Annotated in this window: 19 protein-coding genes; 6 read left to right on the forward strand and 13 right to left on the reverse strand. The window is 70.4% G+C overall.

Features of this window, described 5'->3' with window-relative positions:
- The first annotated feature begins 225 nt into the window (after positions 1–225).
- Together EAT51_RS10030 and EAT51_RS10035 are read left to right on the forward strand one after the other, a co-directional pair.
- Positions 226–630 carry a hypothetical protein gene (locus EAT51_RS10030; protein WP_130554020.1) on the forward strand — a complete coding sequence of 135 codons (405 nt, stop codon included), beginning with the start codon at positions 226–228 and terminating at the stop codon, positions 628–630.
- A gap of 5 nt (positions 631–635) precedes the next feature.
- Positions 636–1160 (forward strand): GNAT family N-acetyltransferase, encoded by a 525-nt coding sequence (locus EAT51_RS10035; RefSeq protein WP_130554021.1) that lies wholly within the window; start codon positions 636–638, stop codon positions 1158–1160.
- 5 nt (positions 1161–1165) lie between these two features.
- Here EAT51_RS10035 and EAT51_RS10040 read toward each other — a convergent pair whose 3' ends face one another.
- From EAT51_RS10040 to EAT51_RS10070, 7 genes are all read right to left on the reverse strand, one after another.
- Positions 1166–3241 (reverse strand): M2 family metallopeptidase, encoded by a 2076-nt coding sequence (locus EAT51_RS10040; protein ID WP_130554022.1) that lies wholly within the window; start codon positions 3239–3241, stop codon positions 1166–1168.
- A 70-nt stretch (positions 3242–3311) separates the two neighbouring features.
- Entirely contained in the window at positions 3312–4004 is a 693-nt protein-coding gene (locus tag EAT51_RS10045; protein ID WP_130517496.1) for a YrbL family protein, read from the reverse strand.
- A gap of 46 nt (positions 4005–4050) precedes the next feature.
- On the reverse strand, positions 4051–4575 hold the full coding sequence (locus tag EAT51_RS10050; protein WP_130517498.1) for a hypothetical protein: 525 nt from the start codon (positions 4573–4575) through the stop codon (positions 4051–4053).
- A 53-nt stretch (positions 4576–4628) separates the two neighbouring features.
- Positions 4629–4883 carry a cell division topological specificity factor MinE gene (gene minE, locus EAT51_RS10055; RefSeq protein WP_130517500.1) on the reverse strand — a complete coding sequence of 85 codons (255 nt, stop codon included), beginning with the start codon at positions 4881–4883 and terminating at the stop codon, positions 4629–4631.
- Positions 4884–4885: 2 nt separating this feature from the next.
- Complete coding sequence (gene minD, locus EAT51_RS10060) at positions 4886–5695, reverse strand: septum site-determining protein MinD (RefSeq protein ID WP_130517502.1); 810 nt, start codon at positions 5693–5695, stop codon at positions 4886–4888.
- Between the two features lie 83 nt (positions 5696–5778).
- Positions 5779–6540 (reverse strand): septum site-determining protein MinC, encoded by a 762-nt coding sequence (minC, locus tag EAT51_RS10065; RefSeq protein WP_130517504.1) that lies wholly within the window; start codon positions 6538–6540, stop codon positions 5779–5781.
- Positions 6537–7133, reverse strand: a complete 597-nt coding sequence (locus tag EAT51_RS10070) for a GNAT family N-acetyltransferase (protein ID WP_130517506.1) — start codon at positions 7131–7133, stop codon at positions 6537–6539. The genes minC and EAT51_RS10070 overlap by 4 nt, the downstream gene beginning before the upstream one ends.
- Before the next feature lie 149 nt (positions 7134–7282).
- On the opposite strand from EAT51_RS10070, the gene EAT51_RS10075 reads away from it, so the two are divergent.
- The 4 genes from EAT51_RS10075 (at position 7283) to EAT51_RS10090 (ending at position 11461) form a co-directional block, all read left to right on the forward strand.
- Positions 7283–8518 carry a sensor histidine kinase gene (locus tag EAT51_RS10075; RefSeq protein WP_130517508.1) on the forward strand — a complete coding sequence of 412 codons (1236 nt, stop codon included), beginning with the start codon at positions 7283–7285 and terminating at the stop codon, positions 8516–8518.
- On the forward strand, positions 8515–9156 hold the full coding sequence (locus tag EAT51_RS10080; protein ID WP_130517510.1) for a response regulator: 642 nt from the start codon (positions 8515–8517) through the stop codon (positions 9154–9156). The genes EAT51_RS10075 and EAT51_RS10080 overlap by 4 nt, the downstream gene beginning before the upstream one ends.
- A gap of 660 nt (positions 9157–9816) precedes the next feature.
- Positions 9817–10980: a polyketide cyclase gene (locus EAT51_RS10085; RefSeq protein ID WP_130517512.1), complete on the forward strand. Its 1164-nt coding sequence runs from the start codon at positions 9817–9819 to the stop codon at positions 10978–10980.
- A 115-nt stretch (positions 10981–11095) separates the two neighbouring features.
- Entirely contained in the window at positions 11096–11461 is a 366-nt protein-coding gene (locus EAT51_RS10090; RefSeq protein ID WP_130517514.1) for a DUF423 domain-containing protein, read from the forward strand.
- A 24-nt stretch (positions 11462–11485) separates the two neighbouring features.
- Here the strand turns inward: EAT51_RS10090 and EAT51_RS10095 are convergent, their stop codons facing one another.
- The 6 genes from EAT51_RS10095 to EAT51_RS10120 form a co-directional block, all read right to left on the reverse strand.
- On the reverse strand, positions 11486–12298 hold the full coding sequence (locus EAT51_RS10095) for a M15 family metallopeptidase (RefSeq protein ID WP_130517516.1): 813 nt from the start codon (positions 12296–12298) through the stop codon (positions 11486–11488).
- A 10-nt stretch (positions 12299–12308) separates the two neighbouring features.
- Positions 12309–12911 carry a hypothetical protein gene (locus EAT51_RS10100; RefSeq protein ID WP_130517518.1) on the reverse strand — a complete coding sequence of 201 codons (603 nt, stop codon included), beginning with the start codon at positions 12909–12911 and terminating at the stop codon, positions 12309–12311.
- Entirely contained in the window at positions 12908–13714 is an 807-nt protein-coding gene (locus tag EAT51_RS10105) for a CPBP family intramembrane glutamic endopeptidase (RefSeq protein WP_130517520.1), read from the reverse strand. The genes EAT51_RS10100 and EAT51_RS10105 overlap by 4 nt, the downstream gene beginning before the upstream one ends.
- Positions 13711–13896, reverse strand: coding sequence for a DUF4177 domain-containing protein (locus tag EAT51_RS10110; RefSeq protein ID WP_130517522.1), 186 nt, complete (start codon positions 13894–13896; stop codon positions 13711–13713). The genes EAT51_RS10105 and EAT51_RS10110 overlap by 4 nt, the downstream gene beginning before the upstream one ends.
- On the reverse strand, positions 13893–14078 hold the full coding sequence (locus EAT51_RS10115; RefSeq protein ID WP_130517524.1) for a type II toxin-antitoxin system antitoxin: 186 nt from the start codon (positions 14076–14078) through the stop codon (positions 13893–13895). The genes EAT51_RS10110 and EAT51_RS10115 overlap by 4 nt, the downstream gene beginning before the upstream one ends.
- Positions 14079–14171: 93 nt before the next feature.
- Positions 14172–15056, reverse strand: a complete 885-nt coding sequence (locus EAT51_RS10120; protein WP_130517526.1) for an SPFH domain-containing protein — start codon at positions 15054–15056, stop codon at positions 14172–14174.
- Positions 15057–15191: the final 135 nt, after the last annotated feature.

Below are 15191 nucleotides of genomic sequence, written 5' to 3' on the forward strand. Positions count from 1 at the left end.
GGGAGGGAGCGGAACGGGCTCGTTCTTACGAGCGGGCCCTGCCGTTTCTTGGGGCGAACCCTGTCGTCATCGAGACACGACGCCTAACCCTCGAAGTTCCGGGTTCCCGCCTTCGCCGGAACGACGGTTCGGGCACTTCCCATGGCGTCCCGGGGCCGGTCGACAGACCCGGGCCAGACCCCGCCGCGGTACCCTATCGGCCCCTTATCGTCCCGGGCCGATGCCATGTCGATCACCTCCAAGCAGCGGCGCGATGCGCGCAAGCGCCGCGAGCAGCGGGCCCGCAACCAGGCCGCCGCCGGCCTTGGCGCGGCCTCGCCGATCGAACCGCATGCCGAGCTGCGCGACGACGACAAGCAGCTGCTGGCCGGGATCGTGCGCCGCGACGGGCAGTGGGTGCTGGGCATGGACGGGCGCATTGCCGGCGAATCGGACAGTGCCGCGCATGTGCTGGCGCTGATCCTGCGCGCGGCCGAACTGCACGACCGCGCCGGCACCAACGTGCGCCTGGTCTACTCGGACGATCTCAAGCATGCCGCCCATGCCGAGGCCGCTGGGCAGGGCCTGAGCTTCGACCAGTTCCGCCAGCGGCTGGTGGCCGGCCTGCAGGGCGAGCCGGAGACCCACTGAGCCGCATGGCCGTTTCCGCCTCGCGCGTCGGCGTGCGGCCGCTGCTGCGCACCGATGCGACCGCGCTGATCGCCGCGCACCGCGCCAGCGTGGCCCTGCATCGTCCCTGGGTGTCGCCCTGCCTGGACCAGGCCGGATTCGAGGCCTGGTTCGCCCGCACCCTGGCCGATGACTACGTGAGCCTGATCGCGCGCGAACGCGACAGCGGCGCCGTCGTCGGGGTGTTCAACGCCAGCCAGATCAGCCGCGGAAACCTGCTCAGCGCCTACCTGGGCTACTACGCCTGCGTGCCCTGCGCCGGGCGCGGCCTGATGCGCGAGGCGCTGCCGCAGGTGACCGCGCATCTGTTCGGCGAGGTCGGCCTGCATCGCCTCGAGGCCAACATCCAGCCCGGCAACGCCGCCTCGATCGCGTTGGCCCGCGGCGCCGGCTTCCGCCTGGAAGGCTTCTCGCCGCGCTATCTGCGTATCGACGGCATCTGGCGGGACCACGAGCGCTGGGCGCTGCTGGCCGACGAGGCCGGCTTCTAGCGGCTTCAGCCCGCGGTGTCGGCCGCAGTGGCCGCCGGCACCTGCCAGCCGCAGCTGCGCCCCTCGTTCTGCTGATTGAGCCAGGCCTGCAGGGGCTGGAAGTATTCCAGCATCGGGCCGGCGTCCATCGTCTCGCTGCCGGTCAGCGCCTTGAGCGTCTGCGGCCAGGGCTGGCTGGCGCCCTGGCTCAGCATCGCCCAGAACTTCTGCCCGGCGACCTTGTTGCCGTAGAAGCTGCACTGGTTGAGCGGCCCGGTATGGCCGGCGGCATCGCACAGCGCCTTGTAGAACTGGAACTGCAGGATCGCCGCCATGAAGTAGCGCGTGTACGGCGTGTTGGCCGGCACGTGATACTTGGCGCCGGCGTCGAAGTACTCCTCGCCGCGCGGCGTGGCCGGGGCCACGCCCTGGTACTGCGCCTTGAGCTGCCACCAGGCGCGGTTGTAGTGGTCCGGCTTGATCGAGCCGTCGAACACGCCCCAGCGCCAGCGGTCGATCATCAGCCCGAACGGCAGGAAGGCCACCTTGCTCAGCGCCATGCGCATCTGCGCGTTGACCAGCGCCGGTTCGTCCTGCGTCGCCTCGCGCACCAGGCCGATCGAGGCCAGGTAGCGGGGCGTCATCGCCAGCACGATAGTGTCGCCGATGGCCTCGTGGAAGCCGTCGTTGGCGCCGGCCTGGAACACCGGCGGCTGCTGGTGGTAGGCCAGGTCGTAATACAGGTGCCCCAGCTCGTGGTAGAGCGTGGTGAAGCTGTCCTCGTCGGGCCGGATGCACATCTTGGTGCGCACGTCGCCGGCCATGTCCATGTCCCAGGCGCTGGCGTGGCAGACCACCTCGCGGTCGCGCGGCTTGATGAATTGCGCGCGGGTCCAGTAGCTCTCCGGCAGCGGCGGCATGCCCAGCGAGGTGTAGAAGTCCTGCGCGCGCCGGGCCATGTCCTTGGCGCCGGCCAGGTCCGCGTCGCGGCGCAGGTCGCCCAGGCGCGCGATGGCCGCGTCGTAGGCGCTGCGGCTCAGGCGCTCGCGTTCGTTAGCGTCGGGCGCATGGCCCAGGGCGCGCAGCTGCGCGCCATAGGCCGCGTCGCGCGCGGATTCGAACGGGTCGGTGGTGTCCAGGCCAGCGTCGGTCAGCGTGCGCTCGTACTGGGCGTCGTTGCGCGCCTGCAGCGCGCCGGTGATGTCCAGCGCGTCGGCCTCGGGATAGGGCTGCAGCAGGTCCCACAGGTTGCTCCAGTCCTGCTGCCACATATTGCCCATCAGATGCGCAGGCAGCAGGCCGCCGTCGACCTGGCCGCGCATGCCGTAGCGCGCCTCCAGCCGGGTGCGCGCGTAGCAGTGCAGCTGCTGGTAGAGCGGCTTGACCTGGTTCCACAGGCGATCGGTCTGCGCGGCGATCTCGCCCGGGGCCATGTCGTAGCCGCTGCGCCACTGCTCGCCGGCATCGGCGAAGCCGATATCGCGCGCCCCTTCGTTGATCAGGTCGACGAACTGCCCATAGCGCGCCCGCATCGGCGTGGCCGCATCGTGCCAGCCGCTCCAGGCCTGCAGCTGGGCGTCGTAGTCGCGGCTGTGGGCCAGCACCTGTTCCAGCTCGCCCAGGCTGCGGCAGCTGCGCGTCGGGCCGTCGCCGGTGCAGGCCTTGCCGGCGCCGTACATGCCTTCCAGCTCGGTCGACAGCTGGGTCAGGCGCGCCAGCTTGGCTGGGTCCTGCGGTGCGGGCATGGCGCTCATCAGCTTGAGCAGGTGGATGGCGCGCGCATCGGAGGGCGCCATCTGCTGGCCTTCGAAGCGCCGAGACTGCGCGATCCAGGCATTGAGCTGGGTCAGCGCGCGCTCGTTGGCCTTGGCGGCCAGGCGCTGGCTGTCCGGATTGATATAGGTCGAGGACAGCCACTGCGCCGCGCTCACCTCCGGCGCGCTCTCGCGCAGGCCGGCGTTGACGCGCGCGACGAAGGCCTGCGCGGTCTCGCCCTCGGGCGCGGCGTGGATCCCATCGGCCGGCGGCTGGTCCGAACCGCAGCCGGCCAGGGCCAGCAGGGACACGGCGCCCAGGGCGAACACGAGGTGGCGTGGCGGCACGGCGCGCTTCCTTTGCTTCAGGCGGTGAGCCCGCAGGCTAGAGAAGCCGACCAGGCGCCGCAAGCGCGGCTCATGGCGCGCTCGCGGGCGCGCCGGTGTCGGGCAGGGCGGCGCGGATGCGCGCGCGCAGGCGCTCGGCGCGGCGGCGGATCTTGCGCCGGCCCAGCGCGCCGACCCAGCGCGAGAACGGCACGATCTCCTTGCCGGCCACCACCGACTTGGCGTCCACGCAGACCAGGCGCACGCCATCCCCGTCGGGCAGCACCAGCAGGTTGCCGGCGTTGAGGTCGAACAGCGGGATGCGATGGCGCAGCAGCCATTGCTCGAACACGCTCACCGCCGCGCACAGGGTCGCGGCCGGATAGCGCGGCGCCTCGAACAGCAGCGCATACAGGCTGGGCGCGTCGCCGCCTTCGGGCAGGGTCACCCGCTGGCAGCACAGGGCCTGGCCGTAGACGGTGCGGAACATGCCCAGCACGGTGGCCAGGTGCGGCGCCAGATCCTCGGCCGGGATGCGCGCGGAAAGCTGCAGCCAGGCGCGCAGCTCGGCGTGGTTCTCATCGCGCGCGGGCTTGCGCTGCGCGCGCCAGCGCGCCAGCCGCTGGCGCAGGCCCACGCGCGTGCGCTGCGCCGGCGGCAGCATGAATTTCAGGCACTGGCGCGTGTCGCGCCGGTCGATCACGCACACGCGGTTGGCGCCGCGGCCGATCACGATCATGTGGTTCCAGGCCTGTCCGGGCCTGGGAGCGGCAGTGGTGTCCATGCGCGTCCCCGAACGCGAAGAAGTGGGTCGTCGAAGCCGTGCGCCGTCAGTGCGGCAGGCCGCGCTGGGCCAGCCAGCGGCGCGCGTCCTCGGCGTCGTGCTGCATCCAGCCGGCGGTGGAGCCCATGCGGAACGAATAGCCCCACGCGTCCATGTCGGCCATCAGCCGCGCGCGGCCCACGCCGGGCAGCTCGTCGGCCAGCACCACCTGCAGGTAGCAGGTGGCGTCTTCCTCGATGTCCGAATCGGTGGCATCGGTGTGCACCAGCGCGCGCGCCTCGGGCGTGAGCACGATCAGGTGGCAGGCCTCGTGCAGCAGCGAGTGCACCGGCGTGTCGCCGCGCACGTAGACGTTGTGCGCGATCACCCCGGCCTCCGGATCGCCCCAGAAGCTGCCCGGGATCGGCACGCCGTCGGGCACCCGGTGCAGCACCAGGTCGAAGCGCGCCAGCAGCGCGGCCAGCGTGTCGAACGGCAGTTCGTCCACGCGCAGCACCGTGGCCATGGCCGCCTCGCTGCCGGGCGGCGGGGAGGAATCGGAAGCGGGCAGGGCGTTGTGCGGGGACGACATGGGGGCGGTGCTTGTGCGCAAGGCGCGGGCATGGCGGCCCGCGCCGGGTTGGATCAGGCCTTGCCTTCGGGCAGGGCCACCGAGATGTCCAGCACGTCGTGATCGCCTTCCTTGAGCAGGTCGACCTTGACCGCGTCGGCGTCGATGTTGACGTACTTCTTGATCACTTCCAGCAGCTCGCGCTGCAGCAGCGGCAGATAGTCCGGCCCGCCGCGCTGGGTGCGCTCCTGGGCGATGATGATCTGCAGACGGTTCTTGGCCGTCTCGGCGGTGTTCTTCTTGGCCTTGAGGAAATCGAACATGCCCATGCTCAACCTCCGAACAGCTTGCTGAAGAAGCCCTTCTTCTCCGTTGTGGTGAAGCGCATCGGGCGGTCTTCGCCCAGCAGGCGCGCCACCGCATCGTCGTAGGCCTGGCCGGCCGGGGATTCCAGATCCAGGATCACCGGCTCGCCCTTGTTGGAGGCGTTGAGCACATCGCCCGACTCGGGGATCACGCCGATGGTCTTCAGGCCCAGGACCTCTTCCACGTCCTTGATCGAGAGCATTTCGCCTGTCTCCACGCGCGCCGGGTTGTAGCGCGTCAGCAGCAGGTTGGGCTTGAGCGTGCCGCCCTGTTCGGCCTTGCGGGTCTTGGAATCCAGCAGGCCCAGGATGCGGTCGGAGTCGCGCACCGATGACACTTCCGGATTGACCACCACGATCGCCTTGTCGGCGAAGTACATCGCCAGGAAGGCGCCCTTCTCGATGCCGGCCGGCGAGTCGCAGACCACGAAGTCGAAGCCGTCGGCGTCCAGGTCCTTGAGCACCTTCTCCACGCCTTCGGTGGTCAGGGCGTCCTTGTCCCGGGTCTGCGAGGCGGCCAGCACGTACAGCGTGTCGAAGCGCTTGTCCTTGATCAGCGCCTGCTTGAGCGAAGCCTCGCCCTGGGTGACGTTGATGAAGTCGTACACCACGCGGCGCTCGCAGCCCATGATCAGGTCCAGGTTGCGCAGACCCACGTCGAAGTCGATGACGGCGACCTTCTTGCCGCGCCGGGCCAGGCCGACGGCCAGGCTGGCGCTGGTGGTGGTCTTGCCTACGCCGCCCTTGCCGGACGTGACGACGATGATCTCAGCCAATGGTGTTCTCCTGGGAAATGTGAAATGCGGTGGAGCGTTGCCATGTTGCGGGAACGGCCCGGCGAGGGGCCATCGGTGCCGCGCTAGGTCTGCGCGGCGATGTTCAGCTGTCCGTCCTCCAGCCACACCTGCACGGGCTTGCCGTGCAGCGCGCGCGGGACGTCGTCCAGCACCTTGTAGTGGCCGGCCACGGCGACCAGTTCGGCGTGGAAGGCGCTGCAGAAGATGCGCGCGTCCTCGTTGCCCTGGGCACCGGCCAGCGCGCGCCCGCGCAGCGGGCCGTAGATGTGGATCGAGCCGTCGGCGATGACCTCGGCGCCGGCACCGACCGAGGTCAGCACGGTCAGGTCGCGCTGCTCGGCATAGATCTGCTGGCCCGAGCGCACCGCGGTCTTGAGCACCATGCCGGGCTGGGCGACGGTCTTGGGCTTGGGCGGCTCCGGGGCGGGCGGGGGAGGCGGAGGCGGCGGCGCGGCCTGGACCGGTTCGCTGCGCTCGTACTGGGCGCGGAACTTGGCCAGCAGCGGCAGGCCGAGCTGTTCGGCCAGCGCTTCTATCTCGGCCGTGCCGTAGGCCAGGGCCACCGGTAGCACGCCGGCGCCGGTCAGGCCGTCGACCAGCGCCCGGGCGGTGGTCAGGTCCGGGGCCTGGATCAGGCCGCCGAAGTCCACGATCACCGCGGCGCGGCCGAACAGCTTGGGCGCGCGGTCCACGCGCTCGCGCATCTCGCGCACCAGCGCGGCCACGTCCAGCGTGCGCACGCGCAGGTTGGCGATGCCGACCTGGCCGATCTTCAGTTCGCCGGCCTGCTCGTAGTTGGGTGTGGTGGGGGACGGGCTGCTCACGCGTTGCTCGCCCCCTGCGCGCCGGCGGGGGTGAAGGCGCGGGTGCGCGTCCACGGGGTCTGCGGCAGCTTGCCGCCGTAGGTCTCCAGCACCCAGGGATAGCTGCACAGCTCCTTCATCAGCATGCTGGCGCGGACCTTGACGCCGGCCATGACGTGCTGGCCGACCTCGCGGAAGCCGAAGCTGCCATGGAACAGCAGCGCCGAGTCGGCGCCGTGGTCCAGGAACACCTCGCAGGCCAGCTGCGGGTAGCGCAGCTCGGCATAGCTCTGCACATCGGCATAGAAGGCCCGGCCCACGCCGCCGCCGCGGCGGCGGCTGGCCACCACGATGCGGTCGATATAGAAGAAGGCCGGATAGCGCTCCTGGAACCAGCGGTAGTTGCTGCTGTCGTGCTCCTGGCCGGCGCCGAAGCCGACCAGGAAGCCGGCCAGGTTGCCATCGCGCTCGGCGACGCGGAAATACTCGGCCCGCTCGTAGAACTCGTGCACACGGGCGCTGTCCAGCGGCAGGATCGCCAGACCAGCGTTGTTGTTCAGGGCCAGGACGGAATCCAGCTCGCGCTCGCGCACGTCGCGGATGACGATGGACATCGGGCTTCAACTCCGGGGGAAAACTGCGCCCGACACCGCCGGGGCGGGCCGATTATCGCATGGGTGGCTGGCCGCTGCGGCAGGTCGGATGCGCGCAGGCATGACTTCAGGCCGGGTCGCGGGTCGCGGCGCGCCCGTAAGATGCCGCCATGCTCGGACGAATCGCCCACACCCGCCTGTTGCGTGCCGCCGGGCTCTACACCTGGGCGCTGGTCGGCATTCCCATCGTGCTCAACGCCTGGTTCCTGCCGCCCTCGCGCGGGGCCGAGGGCGCCAGCCTGAACGTGCCGATGTCGCTGCTGGCCTATCTGGCCTTCGGCCTGTGCTACTGGCTGGCCACCCGCACCCTGCACGAGCGCCCGCCGCAGCATCACAGCCTGTCCAGCGTGCTGTTGCTGCTGGTGATGATCTCCTCGGCCGTGGCGGTGGGCTTCTATACCCGCACCGGCCTGGGCGCGCTGCTGCTGGCGGTGGTGGCCGGCGTGCTGCCGTGGATGCTGGAGCTGCGCTGGGCGGTGCTGTGGCTGATGTTCGCCCACGTGCCGCTGGTGCCCTCGTTCATGGCGCTGGACGACTTCAACTTCTGGGAGTCTGTGTTCCAGTCCTCCTTCTATGTGGGCTTCGCCGCCTTCGTGCTGGTCACCGCCTATGTGGCGCGGCAGCAGGCCCAGGCGCGCGAGGAGCAGCGCCGGCTCAATGCCGAGCTGCGCGCCACCCGCGTGCTGCTGACCGAGAGCGCGCGCGTCAACGAGCGCACCCGCATCTCGCGCGAGCTGCACGACCTGCTCGGCCACCACCTCACCGCGCTCAGCCTCAACCTGGAAGTGGCCAGCCACATCACCGAGGGCCGGGCTCAGGAGCATGTGCGTCAGGCGCATACCCTGGCGCGGCTGCTGCTCAACGACGTGCGCGAGGCGGTCAGCCAGCTGCGCGAGTCCGGCTCGATCGACCTGGCCGCCACCCTGCGCCCGCTGGCCGAGCACGTACCCTCGCTGCACATCCACCTGGACCTGCACGAGCCGTTGACCCTGGAGGATCCCGAGCGCGCCCACGTGCTGCTCCGCTGCGCCCAGGAGATCATCACCAACGCCGTGCGCCATGCCGCGGCGCGCAATCTGTGGATCCGCTGCCGGCGCGAGGGCGCCGAGCTGGTGATGGACGCGCGCGACGACGGCCGCGGCGCGGCCGAGCTGATCGGCGGCAACGGCCTGCGCGGCATGCGCGAGCGCCTGCGTCAGTATGGCGGCCAGCTGCAGCTGGACACCGCGCCGGGGGCGGGCTTCCGCCTGGCCCTGCGCCTGCCGGCGGCCAGCGACGATCCGCTGCTGTCCGGCCCGCTGACGCCGGCCTCGGCGCCCCTGATTTCTTCCGGAGAACTTCCATGATCCGCGTCTGCCTGGTCGACGACCAGAACCTGGTCCGCCAGGGCATCCGTTCGCTGCTGGCCCTGGACGACGGCATCGAGGTCGTCGGCGAGGCCGCCGACGGCCGCCAGGCCGTCGAGCTGATCCCGCAGGTCCGCCCCGACGTGGTCCTGATGGACATGCGCATGCCGGTGATGTCCGGGCTGGAGGCGCTGCAGGCGCTGGCCCGCGCCGGCCAGCTGCCGCCCTCGATCATCCTGACCACCTTCGATGACGACCAGCTGGTGCTGGCCGGGCTCAAGGCCGGCGCCAAGGGCTATCTGCTCAAGGACGTCTCGCTGGAACAGCTGGTCGGCGCCATCCGCACCGTGGCCGAAGGCGGCTCGCTGGTGCAGCCGGCGGTGACCCAGCGCCTGCTCTCGGGCCTGGAGCACATGCGCAACGAGTTCGTCAGCCTCGACCGCCCGGACCCGCTGACCGACCGCGAGACCGAGATCCTGCGCCTGATGGCCTCGGGCTTCTCCAACAAGGAGATCGCCAATTCGCTGGGCGTGGCCGAGGGCACGATCAAGAACCACGTCTCCAACATCCTGTCCAAGCTGGGGGTGCGCGACCGCACCCGGGCGGTGCTGAAGGCCTTCGAGCTGCAGCTGGTCTGAGGCAGAGGGGCCAACGGGCCTTTCCCCACACGCCGCCGACATCCCCCGCCACCGTCATTCCCGCGAACGCGGGAATCCAGGGACTTCGGGGCTCTACCGCGTGAGGGTCCATAGATTCCCGCTTTCGCGCGAACGACGGCTTTCTTGTTAGCCGTTCTGTCCAGCTTCGGGGAACGCAGGCGCGCCCATTCAGCTCCGGCCTTCGCCTTGAGTTGGCAGGTCTGCAAAAGAGCATGAGCCCGCACCAAGCCCCCGTGGGAGCCGCCATGCGGCGATGAGGCTTCCCCGGTAAAGCCCTTCGCCGCCATGGCGCCCACCTGTAGAGCAGCGGAGCTTGCTCCGCTGGGGCCTCCCCCACGAACCGAACGAAGAGCAGCGGAGCGAGCTCCGCTCTACAGGCAGGCCGCTGCGAGATTTGAGGAGACAGTTGCTCCCACAGGGCCAGTCTCCGACCGCGCCACCACACCGCACAGGCGCCCTTCGACAGCGCTCACACTCCAGCTGGTATGCCCTTGGTCTGTTAAGACTTCGTTCTCGCGGCAGAAGGCAATGATTCCGGTGCATTTTTCGGCTGACCGTCTCGATCCAAGCCTGCTACGATTCAGGACTGACTTGTTCCTTAACCCCCCATGGCCTCTCACCGGCCCCGGAGACCGCTGAATGACCCGTTTGCTCGAGTTCTTGATCGCCCTGGCGCTGGTATTGGCGCTGTTCCTGGTCATCGGCGTGGTCCTGCCGTCCCATCGGCACCTCGAAGGAAGCGTGGAAAGCAACCGCAAGATGACCATCGTGTACGACACGGTGAACAACGTGCGGCGCCTCAAGGATTGGAGCCTGATGCTGCCGGGTGACCCGGCCCACCTGAAGTATTCCGGCGGTGCCGATGGCAACGTCGGCAAGGGCGCCAAGGTCGAGTTCACCTCGGACGTGGCCAGCGCCTGGAAGAGCGGCAGTTGGGAAATCACCGACAGCCAGGCCCCGCCCGCTGGCGGCGGCCCGGCCAAGGTGGTCTATGCGATCGTCGACCAGACCCCGGGCAGCAACAAGTCCTCGGAGATCAACCTGACCCCGACCGGCCGCAACAACCGCAACGTGCGTATCAGCCAGTCCTATGACGTGGACTACGGCTGGAACCTCTACGGCCGCTTCCTGGGCATGTACATCAAGAGCCAGATCGGCGACTCGCTCGATGCCGGCCTGGCCAAGCTCTCGTCCAACCTGGCGACCATCCCCAACTTCGACTATCGCGTCGAAGGGACCAAGCTGACCGACCTGAAGATCACCGAGGTCCCCGCCGAGAACCTGCTGGTGGTCAACGCCGGCAGCATCGAGCGCAGCAACGACGCGATCAAGAAGTCGATCCTGGCCAACCAGGAGTGGATCAAGCGCGTGATGGACGCCAACGACCTGGAGCCCGCCGGTCCGTTCCGCATCGTCACCACGGAACTGGCCACGCAGACCTACACCTTCGACGTGGTCCAGCCGGTCCGCAAGAAGGGCGGCGCGGCCAAGGCCGACGACGCCAAGACCGACGATGCCGCCGCGGCGACGCCGGCGCCGGCGGGCGATGCGGCGCAGCTGCAGGTCAAGACAGCCGGGACCCCGGTGACCTACGTGCACACCGATGCGCACCAGGCCGCCACCGCCAAGTACACCGGCTACATGTCCGAGCTGGACGCCGCCCGCAACGGCCTGCGTGCCTGGGCGCTGACCAACGGCCATGCCATGACCGACCGTCCGTACGAGACCTGGAACAGCGGCGTGGACAAGTCGTTCACCGACGAGAGCTCCACCTACGACATCTACTGGGCGATCAAGTACTGATCGCCGGCGCCTGACGGGCGCCCGCTTCGATGTCCACGCGCCGCGCCTTCGCATCCCGAAGGCGCGGCGTTTTCATTTGCGGCCGGCGTGGCCGCGCCTTGCACAGGGGTGTCGCATGATCCTGCTTCGTTCGCCCGTTCCCTCACCGCTGGCGGCCATCGGTGCGGTGCTGTGTGCGCTGTCCATCGGCCTGGCCGCCTACGCCGCCCACGGCGTGGCCGACGCCAAGGCGCAGGCCGCGCTGCAGAGCGCCTGCCTTTACGGTTTCGGCCATGGCATCGCGCTGGCGGCCCTGGCGCCGCGCGCCCGGCGCGCGCTGGGCCAGTGGGCGCTGCGCCTGCTGCTGGTCGGCACGCTGCTGTTTTCCGGCAGCATCGCCGCGCACCATCTGGCCGGGGTCAGCAGTGGGCTGGCACCGGCGGGCGGGGTGGCGATGATGCTGGCCTGGCTGCTCTGGGCGGTGGACGTGCTGCGGCGCTGAGGGCGCCGCGCCGGGTGCCGGCCCTCAGCCCTGGTGCCGCCAGTGCCAGGGCTCGTAGACGATGCCGTGCGGGTTGTCGCGCGGATAGCTCATGGCGAAGCCGAAGCGGCCGGCATGCGCGCCCAGCCAGGCGAAGGCGGGCGTGCGTTCGAAGGATTCCTCGGCCGGCGCCTCACCCGGCGTGCCGATGTCCAGCGCGGTGCCGGCGTGGTGTTCGCTGTAGCCGGGCGCGGCGTTGACGGTGAGGATCTGCTCGACCGTCTGCCCGCGCGCGCGCTTGCGCTCGAAGATGCCCAGTTGGTAAGCGTGGCTGCGATAGCCGGAGATCGCGTCCAGCCGCACCTGGTCCTCCCATGCCGCGGCCTGCATGGCGCGCCACGCACGGCCGGCCGCGCGGGTCAGCCAGAGCGGACGGTCATAGCGATCGCGCCCGGCCAGCCAGAGCGTGGCCGGCTCGGCGATCAGCGCCAGGCCGGTGCGCGCGGCGTAGTCGTCGGCGTCCAGGCCCAGGCGGTCCAGGCGTCTGCGCAGGCCGGTGAGCGGCAGGTCCGCCTCGCCGGCGCCGGGCAGGGGGCGCGCCTGTTCGATGGCCTCCAGGCGGTCCAGCGCCTCGTCGATGCCCGGCGTGCGGCTCCAGCCGGGCAGCAGGCCGACCAGCCCCTCGGGTATCACGGCGGCCAGGTAGCGGCCGTCGTCCTTGCGCCGCAGGACGCGCGAGGCGCGGGCCAGCACGCGCGCATCGGCGTTGGCGCGCGCGCGCAGCAGCGGCGCCGGCCACAGTTCCACCTCGGCGGTGTTGAGCAGCAGGCCGGTTTGGGGCAGGGGGTGAGCAGACATGCGCGCCACTCTAGCGTGCGTGCCCGCAGCGCTCGTGCAGCAGCGCCAGCAGCCCGTGCGGATCGCGTACGTCCAGCAGCAGCGCGTGGCCGGCCGCGGTGGGCAGCCACAGCACGTGGCGGCTGTCGGCGGTGGCGACGAAGGCCTTGCGCTTGTTGCGCAGCCGGTACCAGCCGCTGCGCAGGCCGGGCAGGGAATAGCCGCGGGTCTTGAGCTGCGGGTGCAGTTCGAGGCGCTCGTCCAGGTCGATCACGCGCGCCTGCGCCAGCTGCAGCTGCGCCAGGGCCACGCGGCTGCGGAAGAAGGTGCTGCGCACGTCCAGTTCGCCGTGGTCGATGCGCAGCGCCTGCCGGCGCAGCGCCCAGTCCAGCGCGGCCCACAGCGGCACGGTCAACATCGCCACCGACGCCAGTTGGAGGGCGATGGCGCCGAGGACGCCGCCGGCCGGCTGCGGGGTCGCCCGACCCGTCAGAGGCGCGATCGCCAGCGCGGCGGTGCAAAGCAGCAGCGGCAGGCCGACCACCAGCACGAACAGCCAGAGCCGCGCGCTGCCGGGCGGCGGCGTGAGGGCCGGCGCCGCGCCCGCCGCATGCGATCGTGCGTGCGATGTCATGGCCGCACCAGGCCGATGAGCGGCATGGCCACGTGCAGGACCAGGTCGGCGCAGAAGTGGCCGAGCATCGCCATCTCCAGTCCGCGCCGCCAGTACAGCCAGCCGAACACGATCCCACCCACGCCGTTGAGCAGCAGGGTGCGCGCCACCACGCCGGGCGTGAGACCCCAGACCTGGGCGGCCGTCGGCAGGTGGCCGGCGCCGAACAGCAGCGCCGCGACGAGGATCGCCGCCCAGTACACGCCGGCACCGGGCACGGCGCGACGCAGGCGCGCCACGCCCCAGACCAGCAGGGTCATCAGGAACAGGCGCAGCTGCAGTTCTTCGGCGATCCCGCCATAGAACGACGCCAGCGCGCCGTTGATGGCCGAGGCCTGCGCGCCGACGTGCGCCGGGGGATGCGTCATCGGCGGCAGCCAGCGATCGGACAGCGGCGAGAGCGCCACGATCGCCAGGCCCGCGCCCAGGCCCAGCAGGGCGCTGGTGGCCGGGCGCAGCCGCGTCCAGTCCAGCGGGGTGCGATCGACCAGCCAGGCGCGCAGCACCGGGCTGCCCAGGCCGACGCGGTGACCCATGCGCAGGCCCAGCCAGGCCATCGCGCCGATGAGGACCACGGTCTGCAGCGCCTGCAGCACCATGACCAGCCCCAGCGGCACCGGCAGCCTGGCGAAGCGCTCGGGCATGGTCTGCGCCAGATAAGGCATCAGCGCCACCACCGCCAGCGCGGCGAGCACGCCCCAGACCGCGGCGAGCTTGAGATCGTCCACGCCGCGCGGCGCGGCCGGTGCGGGGGCGGCGTTCATTGCGGACGCTTGAAGACCAGCACCACCGGCTGCGCCGGCGCCGGCACGATCAGGTTGACCAGCTCCCAGCCCTGGTTGCCCTGCCTGGTGAGTTCCTCCTGGACCAGCTCGGTCTTCAGGGCGCCCAGCAGGCTGGGCTTCACTTCCACGGTGAGATAGCTCCAGCGGCGGTCGGTGCTCATGCGTCGTCTTCCTGTGGATCGGGGATCGGGGGTCTGGGCAGGCGGCCGGCCTTGCGCAGCGCGTCGCGCAGCAGGTACTCGATCTGCGCGTTGAGCGAACGCAGGTCGTCGTCGGCCCACTTCTGGGCCGCGGCGAGCACCTCGGCGCTGATGCGCAGCGGGTAGGCCTTCTTCTCTGCCATATGGGCTCAGCCGTCCGTGTTCCGGCGTCCGCGCCGGACGGCGAGCACGACGAGCAGGACGGCAGCGGAGACGTGGGCAGGCACTGGCGTTGCTCAGTACAAGCTGCCGGCGTTGACGATGGGCTGGGTGGCCCGATCGCCGCACAGCACCACCAGCAGGTTGCTGACCATCGCGGCGCGACGCTCCTCGTCCAGCTGCACGGTGCCGCTCTTTTCCAGCTCGGCCAGGGCCATTTCGACCATGCCCACCGCGCCGGCGACGATGCGCGTGCGCGCGGCGATGACCGCGTTGGCCTGCTGGCGCTGCAGCATGGCCTGGGCGATCTCCGGCGCGTAGGCCAGATGGCTGATGCGCGCCTCGATCACGTCCACGCCGGCCTGGGTCAGGCGCTCGTCCAGGTGGTGCTTGAGCTGCTCGCTGATCTCGGCCGGATGGCTGCGCAGCGAGACCTGGCCGTCCTCGTGCTGGTCGTAGGGATGGCTGGTGGCCATCGCGCGCAGCGCCGCCTCGGACTGGATGTGCACGAAGCTCTCGTAGTCGTCCACGTTGTAGACCGCCTCGGAGGCCACGCTGACCTGCCAGACGATGACCGCGGCGATCTCGATGGGCGAGCCGTCCAGCTCGTTGACCTTCAGCCGGCCGCTCTCGAAGTTGCGCACGCGCAGGGAAACCTTCTTCTTGGCGTAGAAGGGGTTGTTCCAGCGCAGGCCGGACTGCTTGTCGGTGCCCACGTACTTGCCGAACAGGCTGATCACCGCGGCCTGGTTGGGCTGCAGCGTGTACAGGCCGATCAGGCAGAACAGCAGCGCCGCGGCCAGCACGATGGCCACCACCACCCGGCTCGCCGAGGCCACGCCGGCGCCGTCCGGGTCGGGACCCAGGCCGGTGGCGAACAGCCACACCGCGCCGGCCAGCAGCACCAGCAGCACCAACAGGAAGGGAAGGCCGGGCAGGGAACGGACGGGTTGTTCTTTCATGGCGGTGTCCTCGGATGTCAAGGGAAAGATATCAAATTGATATCGTCCTGCAAGTGCCATCCGTCGGCGCAGGCGGGCCGGGTCGGTCCGGGGACGCAAGAGACGGGCTGGCTAGAATGGCCGCCCCTTCTGCCT

Source organism: Pseudoxanthomonas winnipegensis (assembly GCF_004283755.1).
GTDB lineage: Bacteria > Pseudomonadota > Gammaproteobacteria > Xanthomonadales > Xanthomonadaceae > Pseudoxanthomonas_A > Pseudoxanthomonas_A winnipegensis.